Annotated in this window: 22 protein-coding genes; 14 read left to right on the forward strand and 8 right to left on the reverse strand. The window is 62.0% G+C overall.

Annotated features, from left to right (window positions below; all coding sequences use genetic code 11):
* The first annotated feature begins 7 nt into the window (after positions 1-7).
* From HX866_RS22145 to HX866_RS22155, 3 genes are all read left to right on the forward strand, one after another.
* Complete coding sequence (locus HX866_RS22145) at positions 8-613, forward strand: arylesterase (RefSeq protein WP_177094557.1); 606 nt, start codon at positions 8-10, stop codon at positions 611-613.
* 54 nt (positions 614-667) lie between these two features.
* Positions 668-961 carry a hypothetical protein gene (locus HX866_RS22150; protein ID WP_100940825.1) on the forward strand — a complete coding sequence of 98 codons (294 nt, stop codon included), beginning with the start codon at positions 668-670 and terminating at the stop codon, positions 959-961.
* 128 nt (positions 962-1,089) lie between these two features.
* The gene (locus tag HX866_RS22155) at positions 1,090-2,058 is read left to right on the forward strand and encodes a L,D-transpeptidase family protein (protein ID WP_177094560.1); all 969 of its coding nucleotides are present in this window, start codon (positions 1,090-1,092) and stop codon (positions 2,056-2,058) included.
* A 135-nt stretch (positions 2,059-2,193) separates the two neighbouring features.
* On the opposite strand, the gene oprI is transcribed toward HX866_RS22155, so the two are convergent.
* The gene (oprI, locus tag HX866_RS22160; RefSeq protein WP_100940823.1) at positions 2,194-2,445 is read right to left on the reverse strand and encodes an outer membrane lipoprotei OprI; all 252 of its coding nucleotides are present in this window, start codon (positions 2,443-2,445) and stop codon (positions 2,194-2,196) included.
* A 684-nt stretch (positions 2,446-3,129) separates the two neighbouring features.
* Here oprI and HX866_RS22165 point away from each other — a divergent pair.
* Positions 3,130-3,411 carry a GNAT family N-acetyltransferase gene (locus HX866_RS22165; RefSeq protein ID WP_100940822.1) on the forward strand — a complete coding sequence of 94 codons (282 nt, stop codon included), beginning with the start codon at positions 3,130-3,132 and terminating at the stop codon, positions 3,409-3,411.
* A gap of 61 nt (positions 3,412-3,472) precedes the next feature.
* Here HX866_RS22165 and HX866_RS22170 read toward each other — a convergent pair whose 3' ends face one another.
* Both HX866_RS22170 and HX866_RS22175 read right to left on the reverse strand, forming a co-directional pair.
* Positions 3,473-4,549 carry a 3-deoxy-7-phosphoheptulonate synthase gene (locus HX866_RS22170; RefSeq protein ID WP_177094562.1) on the reverse strand — a complete coding sequence of 359 codons (1,077 nt, stop codon included), beginning with the start codon at positions 4,547-4,549 and terminating at the stop codon, positions 3,473-3,475.
* 129 nt (positions 4,550-4,678) lie between these two features.
* On the reverse strand, positions 4,679-5,125 hold the full coding sequence (locus tag HX866_RS22175; RefSeq protein ID WP_177105699.1) for a PilZ domain-containing protein: 447 nt from the start codon (positions 5,123-5,125) through the stop codon (positions 4,679-4,681).
* On the opposite strand from HX866_RS22175, the gene HX866_RS22180 reads away from it, so the two are divergent.
* The 4 genes from HX866_RS22180 (at position 5,124) to cysB (ending at position 8,294) form a co-directional block, all read left to right on the forward strand.
* On the forward strand, positions 5,124-5,510 hold the full coding sequence (locus HX866_RS22180) for a thioredoxin family protein (protein WP_177105698.1): 387 nt from the start codon (positions 5,124-5,126) through the stop codon (positions 5,508-5,510). The two genes, HX866_RS22175 and HX866_RS22180, sit on opposite strands and share 2 nt — an antisense overlap.
* Positions 5,507-6,472 carry a putative 2-dehydropantoate 2-reductase gene (locus tag HX866_RS22185; protein WP_177140409.1) on the forward strand — a complete coding sequence of 322 codons (966 nt, stop codon included), beginning with the start codon at positions 5,507-5,509 and terminating at the stop codon, positions 6,470-6,472. Before HX866_RS22180 ends, HX866_RS22185 begins: the two co-directional genes overlap by 4 nt.
* A gap of 234 nt (positions 6,473-6,706) precedes the next feature.
* Entirely contained in the window at positions 6,707-7,207 is a 501-nt protein-coding gene (locus HX866_RS22190) for a universal stress protein (protein ID WP_177094570.1), read from the forward strand.
* A 112-nt stretch (positions 7,208-7,319) separates the two neighbouring features.
* Positions 7,320-8,294 carry an HTH-type transcriptional regulator CysB gene (gene cysB, locus HX866_RS22195; RefSeq protein ID WP_177094572.1) on the forward strand — a complete coding sequence of 325 codons (975 nt, stop codon included), beginning with the start codon at positions 7,320-7,322 and terminating at the stop codon, positions 8,292-8,294.
* A 70-nt stretch (positions 8,295-8,364) separates the two neighbouring features.
* Here the strand turns inward: cysB and HX866_RS22200 are convergent, their stop codons facing one another.
* The 5 genes from HX866_RS22200 to rloA form a co-directional block, all read right to left on the reverse strand.
* A complete protein-coding gene (locus tag HX866_RS22200) occupies positions 8,365-9,099 on the reverse strand; it encodes a phosphoadenylyl-sulfate reductase (protein WP_177094574.1) in 735 nt (244 codons plus the stop codon).
* Positions 9,100-9,287: 188 nt separating this feature from the next.
* A complete protein-coding gene (pabB, locus tag HX866_RS22205; protein WP_177095306.1) occupies positions 9,288-10,631 on the reverse strand; it encodes an aminodeoxychorismate synthase component I in 1,344 nt (447 codons plus the stop codon).
* 325 nt (positions 10,632-10,956) lie between these two features.
* Positions 10,957-11,943, reverse strand: coding sequence for an alpha-L-glutamate ligase-like protein (locus HX866_RS22210; RefSeq protein ID WP_177094576.1), 987 nt, complete (start codon positions 11,941-11,943; stop codon positions 10,957-10,959).
* Complete coding sequence (gene rloB, locus HX866_RS22215) at positions 11,943-13,475, reverse strand: osmotic stress tolerance membrane protein RloB (protein ID WP_177094578.1); 1,533 nt, start codon at positions 13,473-13,475, stop codon at positions 11,943-11,945. Before rloB ends, HX866_RS22210 begins: the two co-directional genes overlap by 1 nt.
* Positions 13,476-13,480: 5 nt before the next feature.
* Complete coding sequence (gene rloA, locus HX866_RS22220; protein WP_177105696.1) at positions 13,481-14,020, reverse strand: retropepsin-like aspartic peptidase RloA; 540 nt, start codon at positions 14,018-14,020, stop codon at positions 13,481-13,483.
* Positions 14,021-14,314: 294 nt separating this feature from the next.
* Here rloA and HX866_RS22225 point away from each other — a divergent pair, with 294 nt between their 5' ends.
* The 6 genes from HX866_RS22225 to prpD all read left to right on the forward strand — a co-directional run bounded on the left by HX866_RS22225 (position 14,315) and on the right by prpD (position 22,895).
* Positions 14,315-15,037 carry a GntR family transcriptional regulator gene (locus HX866_RS22225; protein WP_177094582.1) on the forward strand — a complete coding sequence of 241 codons (723 nt, stop codon included), beginning with the start codon at positions 14,315-14,317 and terminating at the stop codon, positions 15,035-15,037.
* Positions 15,034-15,933, forward strand: coding sequence for a methylisocitrate lyase (gene prpB, locus HX866_RS22230; protein ID WP_177094583.1), 900 nt, complete (start codon positions 15,034-15,036; stop codon positions 15,931-15,933). The genes HX866_RS22225 and prpB overlap by 4 nt, the downstream gene beginning before the upstream one ends.
* A 189-nt stretch (positions 15,934-16,122) precedes the next feature.
* Complete coding sequence (gene prpC, locus HX866_RS22235) at positions 16,123-17,250, forward strand: bifunctional 2-methylcitrate synthase/citrate synthase (protein WP_177094585.1); 1,128 nt, start codon at positions 16,123-16,125, stop codon at positions 17,248-17,250.
* A gap of 202 nt (positions 17,251-17,452) precedes the next feature.
* Entirely contained in the window at positions 17,453-20,050 is a 2,598-nt protein-coding gene (acnD, locus tag HX866_RS22240; RefSeq protein WP_177140410.1) for a Fe/S-dependent 2-methylisocitrate dehydratase AcnD, read from the forward strand.
* Positions 20,051-20,218: 168 nt separating this feature from the next.
* Positions 20,219-21,403: a 2-methylaconitate cis-trans isomerase PrpF gene (gene prpF / locus HX866_RS22245; protein WP_177140411.1), complete on the forward strand. Its 1,185-nt coding sequence runs from the start codon at positions 20,219-20,221 to the stop codon at positions 21,401-21,403.
* A 7-nt stretch (positions 21,404-21,410) separates the two neighbouring features.
* Complete coding sequence (prpD, locus tag HX866_RS22250; protein ID WP_177140412.1) at positions 21,411-22,895, forward strand: 2-methylcitrate dehydratase; 1,485 nt, start codon at positions 21,411-21,413, stop codon at positions 22,893-22,895.
* Positions 22,896-22,971 lie beyond the last annotated feature (76 nt).

The raw sequence follows: 22,971 nt of genomic DNA on the forward strand, positions 1-22,971 counted from the left end.
GAATCCGATGCGAGTGTGGTTTTTGAGTGCCGGCCTGGCCTTGATGTGCATGGCCCAGAACGCGGCGGCGGGTACGATCCTGATCGTTGGCGATAGTATCAGCGCAGGTTTCGGCCTGGATACCCGTGTGGGATGGGTCGCCCTGCTGGAAAAGCGCCTGAAGACCGAGGGTTTTGCCGACCCGGTGGTCAATGCGTCCATCAGTGGCGACACCAGTGCGGGGGGCCAGGCGCGGCTGCCGGCGCTGCTTGCAGAGCATAAACCGCAAGTGGTGGTGCTCGAGTTGGGGGGCAACGATGGCCTGCGTGGACAGTTGCCGGCTCAATTGAAACAAAATCTTGCATCGATGATCGACAAGTCCCAGGCAGCCGGTGCAAAAGTCCTGCTGCTCGGGATGCAGATTCCGCCCAATTATGGTCCGCGCTACACCCAGGCCTTTGCCAAGGTCTACGGTGAGCTGGCCGAGGAAAAAAACATCGCGCTGGTGCCGTTTTTCCTCGAAGGCATCGGCGGTCACCCCGAGCTGATGCAGGCCGATGGGATTCATCCGGCGCCCGCGGGGCAGGGGATGTTGCTCGATAACGTCTGGCCGAGCCTGAAACCGCTGCTTTGAGCTTTTCTAGCGGCTGGCTTTCGGCTAAGGTGGCGCCCCGATTTGGAGCCCCTGATGCAGCGTCCCGCCTGGTCCTTGTTTGCCTACCAACTGATCGAACCCGACGAGCAGCTCGATCTGTTCGCCTGTCAGGAAGTACGCGTGCACCTGGTCACCCGGCAGCTGGAGCTCGGTGGCTCGGCCGATCGGACGCTGTGTGGCACCTTGTTGCCGGCCCAGCCACGCTGGTCGGGGGTGGATCGTTCGATTTTCCAGGACCAGCGCCTGTGTCCCCTGTGCCGGGCGATTCTTGAATCGCAGAAGCGCGGTACACCGCCGATCTGGCCGGAATTGCGCTTCGAACTCTGATTTCCGGCAACCTGTACTGTACCTGTCTCGTTACGATTGTCCCGGCGTGCCATCTCCCTTGCCAGCACGGTGTCGGTGTACAATCGCGGTCTATTTCATTTACGTCGATCATGCGAAGGATGTCCCGGATGTTGTCGCGCTTTCCTGCCGTTGCCCGTTGCCTGTCTGTAGCCGCCCTCTGTGTGGCGGGTCCTGTTTCGGCGCTGGAATTTCCGCTGCCACCGCCGGGCGAGGATATCGTCGGCCAGGTCCAGGTGCTCAAGGCCAAGTACGAAGACACCTTCGCTGACCTGGGCACCGCCTACGACCTGGGCTATTCGGAAATGGTCGCGGCCAACCCCGGCGTCGATGCCTGGTTGCCGGGGGCGGGGACCGATATCGTCCTGCCGACCCGCTTCATCCTGCCGCCGGGTCCGCGCGAAGGCATCGTGATCAACCTGGCCGAGTATCGCCTGTACTACTTCCCGAAAGGCCGCAACGTGGTCTACACCTTCCCGCTGGGGATCGGTCGTGAAGGCTGGGGCTCGCCGGTTGCCCACACCACCATCACCGCCAAGATACCGAACCCGACCTGGACCCCGCCGGCCTCGATCAAGGCCGAGCACGCCGCCGAGGGTGATCCGTTGCCCAACGTGGTGCCGGCCGGCCCGGACAACCCGCTGGGGCCGTTCAAGTTCGCCCTGGGCACACCGGGCTACCTGATCCATGGTTCGAACATGAAGTTCGGTATCGGTACCCGCACCAGCCACGGTTGTTTCCGCATGTATAACAACAACGTGCTGGAGATGGCCGACATGGTGCCGGTGGGCACGTCGGTGCGGATTATCAACGAGGCCTACAAGTTCGGCATGAGTGGCGGCAAGGTGTTCCTCGAGGCCCATACACCGCTGGACGACAATGGCAATCCGTCGGTGGTCGACAAACACACCGCGGTGATCAACGCCCTGCTCAAGCGTGAAGACCTGGCGAACAACCTGCGGGTCAATTGGGACCAGGTGCGTGACGTCGTCGCAGCCGAAGATGGCCTGCCGACTGAAATCGCCATGCCCGGTGCACCGTCGATGGTCTCCAACGCGCCGCTCGATCTGCAGCAGTAAGGGCTTGTCCAGCAACCCGCCTGGGCCTTGAGGTCCTGGCGGGTTTTTTTATGCCTGCGGTCCGGCGAACTTTTCGCCAGGCAAAAAAAAGCCGATCCAATAATGGATCGGCTTGATAACAACCCCGAAGGATTATTACTTCTTGCTTGCTTTTTCGAGCATACGCAGAGCGCGCTCGTTAGCTTCGTCAGCAGTCTGTTGTGCTTTTTGAGCAGCAGCCAGAGCTTCATCAGCTTTGCGGTAAGCTTCGTCAGCACGAGCCTGGGCACGAGCAGAGGCGTCTTCAGTAGCAGTCAGACGAGCTTCGGTTTCTTTGGATGCGCTGCTGCAACCAGTGGCCAGAACGGCGGCCAGGGCCAGAGCAGAGAATTTCAGAACGTTGTTCATCGTGTTCCCCTTCAAGGACTTTCTATTAATAACCATCTCCCCAGAGTGGGGATATAGTCGGCATACATACTACCCATTACTTGTAGTAAGTAAACTGACGTAACGCAAGAAGCAAAAAAAATTTTTGGAAGAGAATGTTTTCAGCTAACTTTTCATCATCCTGTATGAAAAATGTGCAGCAACCGGGCGCGATCCGGGCGCTTTGGGCAAGTCCAACCTGCACTAGTGTGACAGTCACAGGGACTGTCCACTGCTCATACAAGCGTCGCGCTAGTCGCGGCGAATGACTCTTTTCTTCTACCGTCGGTAGGGCGGGGAGGCATCTTTGCCAATTGAAAAGTGACTTTAAGGAGCACTGTTCGTCTTACAACATAACATTCCGGCAATCTTCAGCCGCTGTTCAGGTTTTTCAGCGAAAGGGCCAGTGCGGCCGGGCTACCATGAGCCGGTTGGACCATATGACGAGCGTCCCTTGAGCAGTACGGGGAGGACGCCTACTATCTGTCAGGTGCCCGTTTGTTCGGGAGCTGTCGGCTCTTCTCGTTGTCCAACCTGGCACGGGGTGGCGTAGGATATTTGTGATGATTTGGCTGCTGTAGCGATTTTTCGTAGGAAGCCAGGTGGTCCCTTCGCCGGAAAAACATGTAAGGTAGGGTCAGAACCCAAGACCCGCGAGGAGTAGCGATGAGCGAGGCGTTGTCCATCCACCATGACCAGGCAGGTCATCAATTCGAGACCAATGTGGACGGTCATCGTGCCTACCTGACCTATATGGACCTGGGTAAGCAGACCCTGGATATCTACCGGACCTTCGTGCCCAACGCCTTGCGCGGCCGGGGCATCGCGGCGGCGCTGACTGAACACGCGCTGGCTTATGCCGATCAGATGGGCTACACGGTGATTCCTTCCTGCTCCTATGTCGAGCGTTACATGGAACGTCATCAGCGGCACGCCGCGAAGATCTGAGTCCACGACGCACACAAAAACGCCGGGCAATGCCCGGCGTTTTTGCGTCTGCGTTCGGCGATCAGCTGCGCTGGCGCTTGGGCAGGACGTCCTTGAGCTTGGCATGCATGCTGCGCAAGGTTTTTTCGGTGGCGCTCCAGTCAATGCAGGCGTCGGTGATCGAGACGCCGTATTGCAGGTCGGCGAGGTCTTTCGGAATCGCCTGGCAACCCCAGTTCAGGTGGCTCTCGACCATCAGGCCGATGATCGACTGGTTGCCTTCGAGAATCTGGTTGGCGACGTTCTCCATCACCAGCGGTTGCAGGGCCGGGTCCTTGTTGGAGTTGGCGTGGCTGCAATCGACCATGATGTTGGCCTTGATCTTTGCCTTGTCCAGCGCCTGTTCACAGACCGCGACACTGACCGAGTCGTAGTTCGGCTTGCCGTTGCCGCCGCGTAACACCACGTGGCCGTAGGCATTGCCCTTGGTGGTGACGATGGACACGCCGCCTTCCTGGTTGATACCGAGGAAGCGATGGGGGCTGGAGACCGACTGCAAGGCGTTGATCGCCACGGTCAGGCCGCCGTCGGTACCGTTCTTGAAGCCCACGGCCGAGGACAGGCCCGAGGCCATTTCGCGGTGGGTCTGGGATTCGGTGGTGCGCGCGCCGATGGCCGACCAGCTGATCAGGTCCTGCAGGTACTGCGGCGAGATCGGGTCGAGGGCTTCAGTGGCGGTGGGCAGGCCCATTTCCGCCAGGTCCAGCAGCAATTGGCGACCGATGTGCAGGCCGTCCTGGATCTTGAAGGAGTCATCCAGGTAAGGGTCGTTGATCAGGCCTTTCCAGCCGACGGTGGTGCGCGGCTTCTCGAAGTACACGCGCATCACCAGGTACAGGCTGTCGGACACTTCGGCAGCCAGGACCTTCAGCCGCTCGGCGTATTCGTGGGCCGCCTTGATGTCATGGATCGAGCAAGGCCCGATGACGACAAACAGGCGATGGTCCGTGCCATCGAGGATATTGCGGATCACCTCGCGACCTTTGGTCACGGTACGCAGGGCGGTCTCGCTCAGGGGAATATCACGCTTGAGCTGATCGGGAGTGATCAGCGTCTCGTTGGAGGCGACGTTAAGGTCGTTGATCGGTAAATCAGCCATCGTGTTACTCGTCAGGTCACGGGTGCCGGCCGCCAGCGATCCCCGCGCGGCGGAGCGCAGCAGATTTGAGCGCGTCGGGGAGCCGAACCTTAGCGCGTTAAGCGGGGGGCGGGCAATGGCCTGGCCGGTTTAATCGAGTAAAGCCCGCACATAAGGTTGCCCAAGGCTGGCCTGGGAGAAGTCGTTGGCGTGTTCCCGAACCCATTGCTGGGCAATGACTTCGACGTTTTGCCGATCTTCGCTTTGTTGCTCGCGGGTTCGCTGGTAGCGTTCGATCTGGCAAACCTGCTCGCCCATGCGGGCGCCGAACAGGGTTTGCTCGTCGACAAAGGCAATGCCCACCCGGTAGCCGTGCTTGCGTTTCAGGCACCAGGCCACGTAGCCGGGATAACAGGCAACTGCGCCGAGGCTGGGAATGCACATTTGCAGCGCCGAACCTTTGCGCCAGCCGCGTGGCGAAAGGCAGGAGACACCTCCCAGGCTGATGCTGTCCAGTCGCTGGAGGGAAATGCAGGAATGCTCGAGCAAGGTCAATGTGACGGGAACGTCATCGGGATGAGGAAGAAAGCGAACCATGAACAACGACTCCCTGCGTCGGTCAGTGGAAAAACTTTCCAACAGTATAGTGAAGAGCCTGGAGTTGACGGATTTTGATATCGACCGGAATCTATTGGACTTGCCAGGTGTTTCGTTACTGATATTCACCAGTGTCGGCTGTGCCTCCTGCCGCTTCGCCCGGGCAGTATTGCCGACCCTGGCCCTGCCGGTGGAACACCTGTGCTGGATCGATGCGGGTGACAACGGCGGGGCGGTGCAGCGTTATGGGGTGTTTCATCTGCCCGCGCTGTTTGTGATCAAGGACGGCGGGTTTCATGGCGCCGTACAGTCACGCCTGGCGGTGAACGAGCTTGTCGAAGCGCTTCGGCAAGCCTTGAGTCTTGTACCAGAGGAGTTGCCATGACAGGTTCAGCGAGCAGGCCGCGTATCGGCATTATCGGTACGGGGGCGATCGGCGGGTATTACGGTGTGATGCTGGCGCGGGCCGGTTTTGATGTGCATTTCCTGCTGCGCAGCGAATTTTCGGTGGTGGCCGAGAACGGTTTGCAGATCGACAGTGCGGTGCATGGTCCGCTGCATCTGACGACGGTGCAGGCTTATTCCGAGGCCGCCGATATGCCGCCCTGCGACTGGTTGCTGGTGGGGGCCAAGACCACCAGCAACGCCAGTCTCGCACCGCTGATTGCCCAGGCCGCCGCGCCGGGGGCGAAGGTGCTGGTGCTGCAGAACGGTCTCGAGGTGGAGGACGAACTGCGCGCGCTGCTGCCCGAGTCCCTGCACCTGTTGGGCGGTCTGTGTTTTATCTGCGTACACCGCGCCGGTCCCGGGGCCATCGTGCACCAGGCCCTGGGGGCGGTGAATATCGGTTATCACAGTGGTCCGTTGCTGCAGGATGTCGCGGCCCTCCAGGCCCTGGTCGAAGAGGGCACCGGCCTGTTCCATGAGGCGGGCATCGAGTCCCAGGCCATGGCCAACCTGCAACAGGCGCGCTGGCAGAAGCTGGTGTGGAACGTGCCTTATAGCGGCCTGTCGGTGTTGCTGCGGGCCAGCACCACGCCGTTGATGACCGATGACAGCAGTCGCGAGCTGGTCCAGGCGCTGATGGCCGAAGTCGTGCAGGGCGCCCTGGCCTGTGGCCATGAGCTGCCGCCCGGTTGTGCCGAGCACTTGTTCAAGGTGACGGAAAAGATGCCGGACTACTGGCCGAGCATGTACCACGATTTTGTGCACAAGCGCGCGCTGGAACTGGACTCCATCTATGTCCGGCCGTTGGCGGCGGCGAGTGCCGCCGGTTGCGAGTTGCCCAAGATTCGCGCCTTGTACCAGGCGCTGGCGTTTATCGACGTGAACAATCGTCAGGGGTGAATGCAGCCCTGTAGGCGCCGGCTTGCTGGCGATTGCGATCTGAGCGTCGACATTCTTGTTGCCAGGTAAACCGTTATCGCCAGCAAGCTGGCTCCTACAGGTTTTGTGGGATTTTCAAGAGTGTGTTCCTTCGGGGATGGACCGTGGGGCCGGCCCGACCAGCCGTGCCCCGCGGTCTTCGGGGCGCTGCTAAGCTCAACTGATCTCCGCCATTCTGGCAATCGAGGAGGCCCCATGATCCGTTCGATGTTGTATGCCACCGACCTCGGTCTGTATGCACCTTATGTGATGCAGCATGCCCTGGAGTTGGCGCGAACGTTCAAGGCCGATTTGTATGTGGTGCACGCGGTCGAGCCGATGGGCCTGTTCGCCGAATCGGTGTTGCAGAGCTACCTGGACGAGCAGGCATTGAACGAATTTCACAGCCAGGGTCTTAACACCGTGATGGCGACCATCGAGCAGCGGGTGCTCGACAGCTTTCGCGAGGAATGCGCGGATGGGCTCCAGGACCTGAGCATGATCCAGTCGATCAAGGTGCTCCAGGGCGACCCCTCGCAGGTCATTCTCGAACAGGCCCGGGCTCTTTCGGTGGACCTGCTGATCGTCGGCAGTCACAGTCATGGCACTGGTGGCGAGGTGCATTTGGGGCGTACCGCCGCACGGGTCCTGCAGTTGTCCCAGGTGCCGGTTTACCTGGTGCCGCTGTTGCAGCGCCGTCGTTATGGCGATATCTGAGCTGGAAAGTCAGTGATTTGATAAAAAAGTTCTAGATTTATTCTTCAAACCATTCATATAGTTATATATCGCCGCTCTGATCTGTGGCGTTTACCTGCTTTGAGGGATACATATGAAGCTTCAACAACTGCGCTACATCTGGGAAGTGGCGCACCACGACCTCAACGTTTCCGCGACCGCGCAAAGCCTTTACACCTCTCAGCCGGGTATCAGCAAACAGATCCGCCTGCTCGAAGACGAGCTGGGTGTCGAAGTCTTCGCCCGCAGTGGCAAGCACCTGACCCGCGTCACGCCAGCCGGTGAACGTATCATCACCACGGCCGGCGAGATCCTGCGCAAGGTCGAGAGCATCAAGCAGATCGCCCAGGAATTCTCCAACGAGAAGAAAGGTACCCTGTCGATCGCCACCACCCACACCCAGGCGCGTTATGCCTTGCCGCCGGTGATCAGCAGTTTTATCAAGCAATACCCGGACGTGGCCCTGCACATGCACCAGGGCTCGCCGATGCAGATCGCCGAGATGGCCGCCGACGGTACCGTGGATTTCGCCATTGCCACCGAAGCCCTGGAGCTGTTCGGCGACCTAGTGATGATGCCGTGCTATCGCTGGAACCGTTGTGTGGTCGTGCCTCAAGGGCACCCGCTGACCAAGCTGCCGAAGCTGACCCTGGAAAGCCTGGCCGAATACCCGATCGTGACCTACGTGTTCGGTTTCACTGGCCGTTCCAAGCTGGACGAAGCCTTCAGTCATCGCGGCCTGACCCCCAAGGTGGTGTTCACCGCGGCGGACGCCGACGTGATCAAGACCTATGTGCGCCTGGGCCTGGGCGTCGGTATTGTCGCCAAGATGGCGGTGGACCCGGTGCTCGACAAAGACCTGGTGGTGCTCGATGCCAGCGAGTTGTTCGAGTCCAGCGTGACCAAGATCGGTTTCCGTCGCGGGACCTTCCTGCGTGGTTTCATGTGCGACTTCATCGAGAAGTTCGCACCGCACCTGACCCGTGAAGTCATGGCCAAGGCCATCCAGTGCCACAACAAGCAGGAACTGGAAGAGCTGTTCGACGGTGTCGAGCTGCCGGTGCACTGAGTCGCCCGAATATGAAAAAGCCCCGACTGGTTCGGGGCTTTTTTGTGCGCGCGGGGTTTTACCGGGGGCGTCAGATCTTGGCGATCAGGTTCCCGGAGTGCAAACCGCATTCCTTCTGCGTGGCTTCTTCCCACCACCAGCGGCCTTCGCGTTCGTGCTGGTTCGGCAGCACCGGACGGGTGCAGGGCTCGCAACCGATGCTGATGAAGCCGCGTTCGTGGAGGCTGTTGTACGGCAGTTCGAGCATGCGGATATAACCCCAGATCTCTTCGCTGCTCATCTGCGCCAGCGGGTTGAACTTGTACAGGGTACGTTCCGGGGTGGAGAAGGCGCTGTCGATTTCCAGTGCCGCCACCTGGCTGCGGGTGCCCGGGCTCTGGTCGCGACGCTGGCCGGTGGCCCAGGCGCTGACGCCGGACAACTTGCGCCGCAGCGGTGCGATCTTGCGGATGCCACAGCATTCGCCATGGTTGTCCTTGTAGAAGCTGAACAGGCCTTTTGCCTTGACGAAGGGCTCAAGCTCCTGGTGATCCGGCGAGATCAGCTCGATGTCGATCTTGTAGTGCTCGCGCACCTGATCGATGAAACGATAGGTCTCCGGGTGCAGGCGGCCGGTGTCGAGGCTGAAGACCTTGACGTTCTTGTTCAGTTTCCAGGCCATGTCCACCAGCACCACGTCTTCCGCGCCGCTGAAGGATATCCACAGGTCGTCGCCAAACTGGGCAAAGGCCAGCTTGAGGATGTCCTGGGCGGACTTGTTGGCGTATGTCGCGGCGAGTTCAGCGACGTCGAACGGTTGGCTCATCAGGCGGTTCCTACAGTCAGTGGCGCTTTGCGCTCGAATAGGCGAATAGTAACAAAATCCTTCGGCCACGGCCCCATGCCTGAACGCATTCCCTGTGGCCGGCTTGCCGGCGATGGCGTCCGTATGGGTGCCGCAAGGCTCGATGGCCCCATCGCTGGCAAGCCAGCTCCTACAGGTTGGGTGGTGTGTCAGAGGCTTTGCAGGGTATCGAGCAAGACCTTCACCTTGGTGATCGACTCCTGGTATTCCGCCTGCCAGTCGGAGTCGGCGACGATGCCGCCGCCGCCCCAGCAACTGACCTGGCCATCCTTGACCAGCAGGCTGCGGATGGCGATGGAACTGTCCATCTCGCCGCGCACATCCAGGTACAGCAGCGAGCCGCAATACAGTGCCCGTCGGGTCGGCTCCAGCTCGTCGATGATCTGCATGGCACGGATCTTCGGCGCGCCGGTGATCGAGCCGCCGGGGAAGCTGCCGGCGATCAGGTCGAGGGCGTCGCGGTCGTCGGCCAGGGTGCCGGTGACGCTGCTCACCAGGTGATGCACATTGGGGTAGCTTTCCAGGCTGAACAGCTCCGGCACCCGCACCGAGCCGATCTGGCAGGTGCGGCCCAGGTCGTTGCGCAGCAGGTCGACGATCATCAGGTTTTCCGCGCGGTCCTTGCTGCTGGCCAGCAGCTCGGCGGCGTTAGCGGCGTCCTCGGCCGCGTCGCGACCGCGTGGGCGCGTGCCCTTGATCGGCCGTGTCTCGACCTGGCCCTGGCTGATCTTGACGAAGCGCTCTGGCGACAGGCTCAGCACTGCGCCGTCGTCGGGCAGGCTCTGGAATCCGGAAAAAGGCGTCGGGCAGGCGGCGCGCAGGGCGCAATAGGCAATCCACGGATCGCCCTGGCAAGCGGCCCGGAAGCGCTGGGCGAAATTGACCTGATAGCAGTCGCCGGCCTGGATATAGTGCTGGATACGCTCGAAGGCCTGGTGGTAGTCCTCGGCGCTGAGGTCTGCGGTCATTGGGCCGTTCAGCTGGAATGCAGCGGCGTCGGTGCTGACCGGCTGGTTGAACAGCTGGATCAGCCGCTCGCGTTCGGTGGGCTCGACACTCGGGTGGAAAACCAGCTGGCTGCTGCCCTGCCGGTGATCGCTGATCAGCGCCCAGGCGTACAGGCCGAAACGTGCATCGGGCAGTTGCAGGTCGTCCCGGGCTTGCTCGGGCAGGGCTTCCAGGTGCCGGCCGAAGTCATAACTCAGGTAGCCGATCAAGCCGCCGGCAAAGGGCAGTTCGCAGGACGCCGGGAGTTGCGCTTCACCCAGGCGTGCAAGATTGTCCCGCAGGCGTTGCACAAAGGCCATGCCGTGTTCGTCCGGCTGCACCGCCAGTTGCTCCAGCGGCCAGGCGCTGAGCAGATCGTAACGCCCGCGTTCGGCTTCGGGCCGGCCGCTGTCGAGCAGTACGGCGCCGGGCGCATGGCGAATCGCCGCGAAATAATGCGCGGGATTGGCGTGGTAGGGCAGCGGGTGCAGGATGCAGGTCAGCATGTGGTGCGGGTCAGCCATTAGAGAGCGCGGGGGCGCGATTGTAGTCCCCTGAAGGCGTTGCTCCTAGAGGCATATCGCGGATCGAGGACAGGCCTATTACCCTGTGGGACCTGGCTTGCCGGCGATGGCGTCAGCCAGGACAGCGCCAGGCCCAAGGGCCTCATCGCTGGCAAGCCAGCTCCTACAAAGACCTCGGCAGCACAATAATTTTTCGGTGAGACGCGGTTCTGTAGGAGCCGGCCTGCCGGCGATGGCGGCCGAACAGGCGCCACCCGGCTCAAGGGCCTCATCGCCAGCAAGCCCGCTCCCACAAGGGCGGAAAGAGTCAGTCGCCGACCGCCGGTACGTGCCCGAACAGTTCCTGGGTAAAGCGCACCCGCTGCGCCGGCGTCTCGCTGATGCCTTTGGCCGCCAGTTCCGCCAGATGGGCCTCCACGGCATGGGTGCGATGGGTCAGGCCGCAGTCGTTGGCAATCTGGATATTCAGGCCTGGGCGGGCGTTGAGTTCGAGGATCAGCGGGCCCTTGTCCTGGTCTAGGACCATGTCCACGCCGATATAACCCAGCCCGCACAGCTCATGGCAACCGGCTGCCAGTCGCATGAAACCGTCCCAGTACGGCAGTTGTACGCCGTCCACCGGCTGATTGGTGTCCGGGTGCTTGCGGATGATGTTGTTCAGCCAGGTGCCGCGCAGGGTGATGCCGGTCGCCAGGTCCACGCCGACACCGATGGCGCCCTGGTGCAGGTTGGCCTTGCCGTTGGACTGGCGGGTCGGCAGGCGCAACATGGCCATGACCGGATAGCCCATCAGCACAATCACGCGGATGTCCGGCACGCCTTCGTAGCTGATGCTCTGGAAGATCTGGTCGGGGGTGACCCGGTATTCGATCAGCGCACGGTCACGGTGCCCGCCCAGGGAATACAGGCCGGTGAGGATGCTGGAAATCTGGTGCTCGATTTCGCCATGGCTGATCAGTCGCCCGGAGATCGAGCGGTAGTGGCCCTCGAAGCGGTCGGCGATCACCAGGATGCCGTCACCGCCAGCGCCCTGGGCCGGTTTGACGACGAAATCACGGCGTCCGGCAATGATCGTTCCGAGCTGGTCGATTTCCTTTTCCGTGGAAATCACCCCATACATTTCCGGCACATGGATGCCGGCGGCGATGGCCCGTTCCTTGGTGATGATCTTGTCATCGACGATGGGGTAGAGGCTGCGCTTGTTGTACTTGAGCACATAGTCCGCGTTGCGCCGGTTGATCCCCATGATGCCGCGGGCTTCCAGGGCCTTCCAGGTTTTCCACAGGCCGAACATCAGGCGTTTTCCTTGAGGAAGGCCTTGAAGCGCAGCAGTTCGGTCAGGCGGTAACCGCGATAACGTCCCATCGCCAGCATGAAGCCCACCAGGATCAGCAGGATCGCCGGGAAGGTGAAGACAAAGTAGATCAGCTCCGGCACCGTCATGATCAGGTGCGCCAGGGAGGCCGCGAACAGCGTGCCGATGGCCACTTTCAGGGCGTGGTTGGCGCCACGTTCCTCCCAGGTGATGGACAGCCGCTCAATGGTCATGGTCAGGATCACCATCGGGAACAATGCCACCGACAGGCCCCGCTCCAGGCCCAGTTTGTGGCTGAACAGGCTGATGGCGGCGATCAGTACCACGACGAAGGTCAGCACCACCGACAGTCGCGGCAGCATCTGCAACTTCAGATGTTCCAGGTAGGAGCGTAGCGACAGCCCCAGGGCGGTGATGATGGTGAACAGCGCGATGCCGAAGCCCAGCTGGGTTTCGCGGAAGGCCAGGGCGATCAGTACCGGGGTGAAGGTGCCGAGGGTCTGCAGGCCGATCAGGTTGCGCAGGATCAGGATCACCAGCACGCCGATGGGGATCATCACCATGATCATGAAGGTCTGCTGGGTTTGCAGCGGCAAGCCGTAGAGCGAATATTCGAGGAAGTTGGCGTCGGAGTTCTCGTCGGTCAGCTTGGCCAGGCGGATCGCGTTCATCTCGCTGTTGTTCAGGCTGAAGGTGACGCCGGCTTTCTTGCCGCCCTCGACGGTGATCAGGTTGTCAGCGCCGGTCCACCAGAGCAGGCGATCGGAGGGCAGGCCCTGTTCGCCGGTATCCGGGTTGAAGTACAGCCAGTTCGTACCGTTGAAGCTGCGCAGCCAGAGTTCCGGGGTCTGTGGCTGATCGGCCACCAGGCGCAGGGTGTGGGCGCGTTCCATCGGCACATGGGCGATGGACAGCAGCAGCTCGATGATCTGCGCCTTGTGCGGGGTCGACGGATCGCCGGCCAGCAGCAGCTTGACGTTGTCATCGCCCAGGTTGTTGACCCGCTTGATGGTTTCGCCGATGAAGGTCTCGACGTCCGCCGAGTGCTGGCGGATCGGCGCGAGCAAGGCCTCGGCAGCGATTTTTTCCGGCCCTTCGATGGCCATGCTGTCGCGGAACGTCGGGCCTTTGACCTTGGGTTTCTCGCCGGTGTAGCGCTTGGTCAGCACCAGGCGGTAATACAGCGTCTGCTTGCCACTGACCCGTCGCGCCGACCAGGTCACCTTGCGGTTGCCGTCGGCGCGGTTGACGCTCACCCCGTAGTTATTGGAAATGAAGCTCTCGTTGAGGCTGACGTAGTCGCGGCTCAGGGGCGGCACGAACATCTGGATCTTCACCGGTTCCTTGGTGCTGGCGACGAACTCGACCTTGGCGTCGATGTTCCACAAGTCGTCCGTGGCATCTTCGGTGACGGGGATACCCAGCACGAAAATCTGATAGGCCGTGACCGAAGCCCCCAGCAACACCAGTACGGTGATGAGGATTTTCAGGTGGAGGGTGAGAGAACGCATTCGGATTACTCGGCGGTTTGAGCGTCGTGGGCGCAGGCGGGTTTGCCGGCAGCATATTTAAGACTGGGGTCGACCAGCGCATCGAAGCGCTTGAGTGCCTCGGAGCCGATCAACAGCGGGTATTGGAAGCTGCTACGGTCGGTCAAGTTCACTTCTATGCTGCGCAAGGCGCTGCCCATGCAGATTTCCAGGCTGATCACCGGGCGCGCGGTATAGGCGTTGCCCTCGTCCGGGTCATAGTCGCCGGCGCGGCGCTTGATCTTGCTGACGCGGGCCAGGGGCAGTTCGATCGGGTGCGAATGGGCGGCGTCGATCGCCAGGTAGAAGCGCACCCAACTTTCGCCGTTGCGTTTGAAACGGTGGATGTCGCGGGCACTGAGGGAGGCGGTCTTGGCCCCGGTGTCGAGCTTGGCCGGCACTTGCAGGTCGATCCCGGCCAGTTGCGCGTACTCGTTCAGGCCGTACACCGTCTTCTCTGTCGCGAGGCTCACACCTGGCAGGCAAAACAGGCAGAGAAGCAGTAGGGGGGAAGGCTTGAGTCTCATAAATCCTGGCGCGTATCGGGCAATCTTGATTCAAGGGGACTGGCAATATCGCGCAAGCATCCTCGTACGTCTGTCAGGAAAATATGACAGTCAGCGCATCGGTGGAAGCGCGGCGCATTCTAGCATGCTGGTTTCATGACGCCAGCGTCGGGACCACCCCCCAGTCGGCTTGCGGCTTGAAGCTCGTTACTTGCCGCTGCTCTTAGACTATTGTCGACAATACCAATTAATTCTTTGACTGATTCATTGGTATTGGCTAGTTTTAGCGCCATTGAAAGATGAGGTGTCGACAATATGCTGCATGAGCTGGAGCCGCCCGCGATAGCCCAGGACGACTCGGAAACCTTGTCCGAGAACGTCTTCCGGCGCATTCAGGCGGCGATCGTCAAGGGTGAGATCGCCCCCGGCAGCAAGATTTCCGAACCGGAACTGGCGCGCACCTACGGCATCAGTCGCGGCCCGCTGCGCGAGGCCATTCACCGTCTGGAGGGCCAGCGCCTGCTGGTGCGCGTGCCCCATGTCGGTGCGCGGGTGGTGTCCCTCAGCCAGGCCGAACTGATCGAACTCTACGAAATCCGCGAGTCCCTCGAAGGCATGGCCTGTCGCCTGGCGGCCGAGCGCATGACGACCGAGGAGATCGAGGAGTTGCGACAGGTTCTCAATACCCACGAGCGTGACGCGGCGTTCCAGGCCGGGGTCGGCTATTACCAGCAGGAAGGCGATTTCGACTTCCATTACCGGATTATCCAGGGCGCCGGCAACCGCACCCTGACCCAGATGCTCTGCGGCGAGCTGTACCAACTGGTGCGCATGTACCGCATCCAGTTTTCCGCGACGCCCAATCGGCCACGCCAGGCGTTCGCCGAGCATCACCGGATTCTCGATGCCATCGCCGAGCGTGATGGCGAATTGGCCGAACTGCTGATGCGCCGCCATATCGGCGCGTCGAAACGCAATATCGCGCGTCATTACCAGGACGCCGTCAAACCGACAGCTACGAAGCGAGGTGAGTCATGAGTCAGGGTTCCAACAAGAGCACGCCCGGTCAGCGTTTCCGCGATGCGGTCGCCAGCGAACAGCCCTTGCAGGTGGTCGGCGCGATCAACGCCAACCATGCCTTGCTGGCCAAGCGTGCCGGCTTCAAGGCCATTTACCTGTCCGGTGGCGGTGTCGCGGCCGGCTCCCTCGGGGTGCCGGACCTGGGCATCACCGGGCTGGATGACGTGCTTACCGACGTACGGCGCATCACCGATGTCTGCGACCTGCCGTTGCTGGTGGATGTCGACACCGGCTTCGGCGCCTCGGCGTTCAACGTCGCGCGCACGGTCAAGTCGATGATCAAGTTCGGCGCGGCGGCGATCCATATCGAGGATCAGGTCGGCGCCAAGCGCTGCGGCCACCGTCCGAACAAGGAAATCGTCACCCTGCAGGAAATGGTCGACCGGATCAAGGCGGCGGTGGATGCCCGCACCGACGACAGCTTCGTGATCATGGCCCGCACCGATGCCCTGGCCGTGGAAGGCCTGGAGTCGGCCCTGGAACGTGCCGCCGCATGCATCGAGGCCGGCGCCGACATGGTGTTCCCGGAAGCCATCACCGAGCTGGAAATGTACAAGCTGTTCGCCAACCGGGTGAAGGCGCCGATCCTGGCCAACATCACCGAGTTCGGCGCGACGCCGCTGTTCACCACCGAACAACTGAAATCCGCCGATGTGGCCCTGGTGCTGTACCCGCTGTCGGCATTCCGCGCGATGAACAAGGCGGCAGAAAACGTCTACACCGCGATTCGCCGTGACGGCACTCAGCAGAACGTCATCGATACCATGCAGACTCGCATGGAGCTTTATGACCGTATCGACTACCACACCTTCGAGCAGAAACTCGATGCGTTGTTTGCCCAGAAGAAGGGCTGAGCGAGCCCCGCACTATTTGCGGTGGAGCGCTGATTTGTAGGAGCCGGCTTGCTGGCGATAGCGGTGGTGAATGTGAGATCGCCATCGCTGGCAAGCCAGCTCCCACAAGGACCGTGTTTGCATTGGGGTAAACCCCCTCGATCCCTGTAATTGCCGGGTCCGTCATAAATTCAAGAATTGGAGAGAGCAATGGCTGAAGCAAAAGTACTGAGCGGTGCCGGCCTGCGTGGCCAGGTCGCCGGGCAAACCGCCTTGTCCACCGTCGGCCAGGCCGGTGCCGGCCTGACTTACCGTGGCTACGACGTGCGTGAACTGGCCGCCGAGGCGCGTTTCGAAGAAGTTGCCTATCTGCTGTTGTACGGCGAGCTGCCGAATGCCACCGAGCTGGCGGCCTACATGGGCAAGCTGAAGACCCTGCGCGACCTGCCCCAGGCGCTGAAGGAAGTGCTCGAGCGGATTCCCGCCGACGCCCACCCGATGGACGTGATGCGGACCGGCTGCTCCTTCCTCGGCAATATCGAGCCTGAAGGCGACTTCGCCCGCCAGCATGAAGCCACCGACCGGCTGCTGGCCGCGTTCCCGGCGATCATGTGCTACTGGTATCGCTTCAGCCACGAAGGCTTGCGCATCGATTGCGTGACCGACGAAGCGTCCATCGGCGGGCATTTCCTGCACTTGCTGCATGGCAAGGCGCCGAGCGAGTTGCACCGCAAGGTGATGGACGTGTCGCTGATCCTCTACGCGGAACACGAGTTCAACGCCTCGACGTTCACCGCGCGGGTCTGTGCCTCGACCTTGTCCGACCTGTTCTCCTGTGTGACCGCAGCCATCGGCTCGCTGCGCGGCCCGCTGCACGGCGGGGCCAACGAGGCGGCGATGGAAATGATCGAGCGTTTCAGCTCGCCCGAGGAGGCCGTCGAAGGCACCCTCGGCATGCTGGCGCGCAAGGACAAGATCATGGGCTTCGGCCATGCGATCTACAAAGACAACGATCCGCGTAATGAAGTGATCAAGGGCTGGTCGAAGAAGCTCGCCGACGAGGTCGGTGACACCGTGTTGTTCGCGGTCTCCGAAGCCATCGACAAGACCATGTGGGAACAGAAGAAGCTGTTCCCGAATGCCGACTTCTACCATGCCTCGGCGTACCACTTCATGGGGATCCCGACCAAGCTGTTCACACCGATCTTCGTTTGCTCGCGCCTGACCGGCTGGGCTGCGCACGTGTTCGAACAGCGGGCCAATAACCGCATCATCCGTCCGAGCGCCGAGTACATCGGCGTTGATCAGCGCAAGTTCGTGCCAATCGAGCAACGCTGACCGGTGGGGAACGGCGCAGCTTGCTGAATCAACCGCGACCCTGTAGGAGCCGAGCTTGCTCGCGATGACGGACTGACTGCAACATTGATGTCGACCGTTACACCGCTATCGCGAGCAAGCTCGGCTCCTACAGGGACTCGGTTGCCATTCACTGCCGGTGCCAGGCGCCCCGTCTGAAACTACCGTGATCGAGTCCCAGAACATGAATAGCCAATACCGTAAATCGCTGCCCGGCAGCCAGCTGGATTTCTTCGACGCCCGTGCGGCGGTCGAGGCCATCCAGTCCGGGGCCTACGCCACCCTGCCGTACACTTCCCGGGTGCTCGCCGAGAACCTGGTCCGGCGCTGTGACCCCGCCACGCTGACCGACTCCCTCAAGCAACTGATCGAGCGCAAGCGCGACCTGGACTTCCCCTGGTTCCCGGCCCGGGTGGTCTGCCACGACATCCTCGGCCAGACCGCCCTGGTGGACCTGGCCGGCCTGCGTGATGCCATCGCTTCCCAGGGCGGCGACCCGGCCCAGGTCAACCCGGTGGTGCCGACCCAACTGATCGTCGACCACTCCCTGGCCGTGGAGTGCGGCGGCTTCGATCCGGACGCCTTCACCAAGAACCGCGCCATCGAAGACCGTCGCAACGAAGACCGTTTCCACTTTATCGACTGGACCAAAAAGGCCTTCAAGAACGTCGACGTGATCCCGCCGGGCAACGGCATCATGCACCAGATCAACCTGGAGAAAATGTCTCCGGTGATCCAGGCGCGTGACGGCGTGGCCTTCCCTGACACCTGCGTCGGCACCGACAGCCACACCCCCCACGTCGATGCCCTGGGCGTCATTGCCATCGGTGTCGGTGGGCTCGAAGCCGAGAGCGTGATGCTCGGCCGGGCGTCCTGGATGCGCCTGCCGGAAAGTGTCGGCGTCGAATTGACCGGCAAGTTGCAACCGGGCATCACCGCCACCGACATGGTGCTGGCGCTGACCGAGTTCCTGCGTCAACAGAAAGTGGTGGGGGCCTGGCTGGAGTTCTTCGGTGAAGGCGCCAGCGCGCTGACCCTGGGCGACCGCGCGACCATTTCCAACATGGCCCCGGAATACGGCGCCACGGCGGCGATGTTCTACATCGACCAGCAGACCATCGACTACCTCAAACTCACCGGGCGTGAAGACGAGCAGGTCAAGCTGGTCGAGACTTATGCCAAACACACCGGTCTGTGGGCCGATGCCTTGAAGGGCGCGCAATACGAGCGTGGGTTGAGCTTCGACCTGTCCTCGGTGGTGCGCAACATGGCCGGCCCAAGCAATCCGCATGCACGTGTGGCGACCTCGGACCTGACCGCCAAAGGCATTGCCGGTCAGTGGGACGATGTGCCGGGGCAGATGCCCGACGGCGCGGTGATCATCGCCGCCATCACCAGTTGCACCAACACCAGCAACCCGCGCAACGTCATCGCCGCCGGCCTGATGGCGCGCAATGCGAACAAGCTCGGCCTGAGCCGCAAGCCGTGGGTCAAGTCGTCCCTGGCACCGGGCTCGAAGACCGTGGCGCTGTACCTCGACGAAGCCGGGCTGACCCAGGAGCTGGAGCAACTGGGCTTTGGCGTCGTGGCCTTTGCCTGCACTACCTGCAACGGCATGTCCGGTGCGCTGGACCCGGCGATCCAGCAGGAAATCATCGACCGTGACCTCTACGCCACGGCCGTGCTGTCGGGTAACCGCAACTTCGACGGGCGCATCCATCCATACGCCAAGCAGGCTTTCCTCGCTTCGCCGCCGCTGGTGGTGGCCTACGCGATTGCCGGCACCATCCGTTTCGATATCGAGAAGGACGTGCTGGGCCTGGATGCCGACGGCCAGGAAATCCGCCTCAAGGACATCTGGCCGAGCGACGAGGAAATCGACGCGGTGGTCAAGGCGTCGGTGAAGCCTGAGCAGTTCCGCAAGGTCTATATCCCGATGTTCGCCATCCACGCAGACACCGGTCCCAAGGTCACGCCGCTGTACGATTGGCGCCCGGCCAGCACCTATATCCGCCGTCCGCCGTACTGGGAAGGCGCCCTGGCCGGTGCGCGGCCGCTCAAGGGCATGCGCCCGCTGGCGGTGCTGCCGGACAACATCACCACCGATCACCTGTCGCCATCCAACGCCATCATGCTCGACAGCGCGGCCGGTGAGTACCTGGCGAAAATGGGCCTGCCGGAAGAGGACTTCAACTCCTACGCGACCCATCGGGGTGACCACCTGACCGCACAGCGTGCCACCTTTGCCAACCCGAAACTGTTCAACGAAATGGTGCTGGAAAACGGCAAGGTCAAGCAGGGCTCCCTGGCGCGGGTCGAGCCGGAAGGCCAGGTCATGCGCATGTGGGAAGCCATTGAAACCTATATGGAGCGCAAGCAGCCGCTGATCATCATTGCCGGTGCCGACTACGGCCAGGGTTCGTCCCGCGACTGGGCGGCCAAGGGCGTGCGCTTGGCCGGCGTCGAGGCGATTGCCGCCGAAGGCTTCGAGCGTATCCACCGGACCAACCTGGTGGGCATGGGCGTGTTGCCGCTGGAGTTCATGCCGGGGACCGACCGCAAGACCCTTGGGATCGACGGCACCGAGACTTTCGACGTGATCGGCGAGCGTACGCCACGGGCGACCCTGACCCTGGTGATCCAGCGCCACAATGGCGAGCGTGTCGACGTACCGGTGACCTGCCGCCTGGACACCGCCGAAGAAGTCTCGATCTATGAGGCCGGTGGTGTCTTGCAGCGTTTTGCCCAGGACTTCCTTCAATCATCGACCACCGCCGTATAGAAAGTTTGTGGCGAGCGGGCTTGCCCGCGCTGGGGTGCGGAGCGCCCCTAAAACCAGAGAATTCGCTGTGTCTGACACGGCGAGGTGTCCGGTTTTACGACTGCTGCGCAGTCGAGCGGGGGCAAGCCCCCTCGCCACATGACTTCGGCCCTGACAGGACACGATTTCATGGCTCACGCAGCGCAAATCAAGATTCCCGCCACCTATATGCGTGGCGGCACCAGCAAAGGGGTGTTCTTCAACCTCAACGACCTGCCTGACGTGGCGCAACTGCCCGGTGCGGCAAGGGACGCCCTGTTGTTGCGGGTGATCGGCAGCCCTGATCCCTATGAAAAACAGATCGACGGCATGGGTGGGGCGACCTCCAGCACCAGCAAGACGGTGATCCTGTCCAAAAGCATCAAGGCCGATCACGACGTTGACTACCTGTTCGGCCAGGTCTCCATCGACAAGCCGTTTATCGACTGGAGCGGCAACTGCGGCAACCTGTCGGCGGCGGTCGGTTCGTTTGCCATCAGCGCCGGCCTGGTGGATGCCGGCCGGATTCCGCGCAATGGCGTGGCGGTGGTGCGGATCTGGCAGGTGAACATCGGCAAGACCATCATTGCCCATGTGCCGATCACCGAGGGTGCGGTGCAGGAAACCGGTGACTTCGAACTCGACGGCGTGACCTTTCCGGCCGCCGAAGTGCAACTCGAGTTCATGGACCCGGCGGCCGAGGAAGAGGGCGCCGGCGGTTCGATGTTTCCCACCGGCAATCTGGTGGACGATCTGGAAGTCCCGGGCGTTGGCACCTTCAAGGCGACGATGATCAATGCCGGGATCCCGACGATCTTCGTCAACGCGGCGGATATCGGTTACACCGGCACCGAGTTGCAGGGCGATATCAACGGCGACCCCAAGGCGCTGGCGATGTTCGAGACGATCCGCGCCTACGGTGCGCTGCGCATGGGCTTGATCCAGAGCATCGACCAGGCTGCCACCCGTCAGCACACGCCGAAGGTGGCGTTTGTCGCGGCGCCGGCGAGCTATACCGCGTCGAGCGGCAAGCCGGTGGTGGCGGCTGATCTGGACCTGCTGGTGCGGGCGTTGTCCATGGGCAAGTTGCACCACGCGATGATGGGCACGGCGGCGGTGGCCATCGGCACGGCGGCGGCGATTCCCGGCACCCTGGTGAATCTGGCGGCAGGCGGTGGCGCACGCAGTGCGGTGCGTTTCGGTCATCCGTCGGGCGCCTTGCGCGTCGGTGCCGAAGCGACTCTGGTCAATGGTGAGTGGACGGTGGTCAAAGCCATCATGAGCCGCAGTGCGCGGGTGTTGATGGAAGGTTGGGTACGGGTACCCGGGGAGTGAGTTGAAGATGAGCGCCAACGTCGATCTGAATGACCGTCCTGATTACGATCAGGTGCTGCAGGACATCGCCGACTATGTCCTCGATTATCGAATCGAGTCCGCGCAGGCGTTGGATACCGCTCGTAACTGCCTGATGGATACCCTGGGCTGCGGCCTGTTGGCGTTGCGCTTTCCCGAGTGCACCAAGCACCTGGGGCCGCTGGTCGAGGGCACCGTGGTGCCGTTTGGCGCCCGTGTACCGGGGACGAGCTTTCGCCTCGACCCGGTCAAGGCGGCCTGGGATATCGGTTGCATCGTCCGCTGGCTCGACTACAACGACACCTGGCTGGCGGCCGAGTGGGGTCATCCTTCGGATAACCTCGGCGGGATTCTCGCGGTGGCCGACCATCTGTCACAGAAGCGCGTGGCCAACGGCGAAGCCGCGCTGAGTGTGCGGGTGGTGTTGGAAGCGATGATCATGGCCCATGAGATTCAGGGCGTGATCGCCCTGGAAAACTCCTTCAATCGGGTCGGCCTTGATCACGTGTTGCTGGTGAAAGTGGCCTCCACCGCCGTCACCGCGAAACTGATGGGCGCCAGCCGTGAGCAACTGCTGGCGGCGCTGTCCCATGCCTTTGTCGATGGCCAGGCGCTACGCACCTATCGGCATGCGCCGAATGCCGGTTCGCGTAAATCCTGGGCGGCGGGGGATGCCACCAGTCGCGGTGTGCGCCTGGCGGATATCGCCTTGCGTGGGGAAATGGGCATTCCGGGGGTGTTGAGCGCACCGCAATGGGGCTTCTACGACGTGCTGTTCAGCCATACCAACAAGGATCTGGCGCTCAAGCCCGAAGAAGGGCGCCGCTTCAGCCTTTCCCAGCCGTATGGCAGCTATGTCATGGAAAACGTGCTGTTCAAGATCAGCTTTCCGGCCGAGTTCCATGCCCAGACGGCCTGCGAGGCGGCAGTGACGCTGCATCCGCAGGTCAGGGATCGTCTGGGGGAGATCGACCGGATCGTGATTACCACCCATGAGTCGGCGATCCGCATCATTTCCAAGGTCGGCAAACTGGCCAATGCCGCCGACCGCGACCACTGCCTGCAGTACATGACGGCGGTACCGCTGGCCTTCGGCGACCTGGTGGCCGAGCACTACGAGGATGATTTCCACGCGGCCCATCCGATCATCGATGTGTTGCGCGAGAAGATGGTGATCGTTGAAGACCCGCGCTACAGCCGTGAATACCTGGAGGCCGACAAGCGTTCGATCGCCAATGCCGTGCAGGTGTTCTTCAAGGATGGGACGAGTACCGATCAGGTGGTGGTGGAATACCCGATCGGCCATCGTCGTCGCCGGGCCGAGGGCATTGCGTTGCTGGAAGACAAGTTCAAGGCCAATCTGGCGACCCGTTTCACTGCTCAACGCAGTGCCGAGATCCTGGCCCTGTGCAGGGATCAAGCGCGATTGGAAGCGACGCCGGTGCAGCGCTTTGTGGACTTGTTCGTGATCTGAGCCTAATCCCTTGTAGGAGCCAGCTTGCTGGCGATGAGGCCCTTGAGCCTTGCGCTGTCTCATCGGCCGCCATCGC

The sequence above is a fragment of the Pseudomonas gingeri genome, from assembly GCF_013386165.1.
Classification (GTDB): Bacteria; Pseudomonadota; Gammaproteobacteria; order Pseudomonadales; family Pseudomonadaceae; genus Aquipseudomonas; species Aquipseudomonas gingeri_C.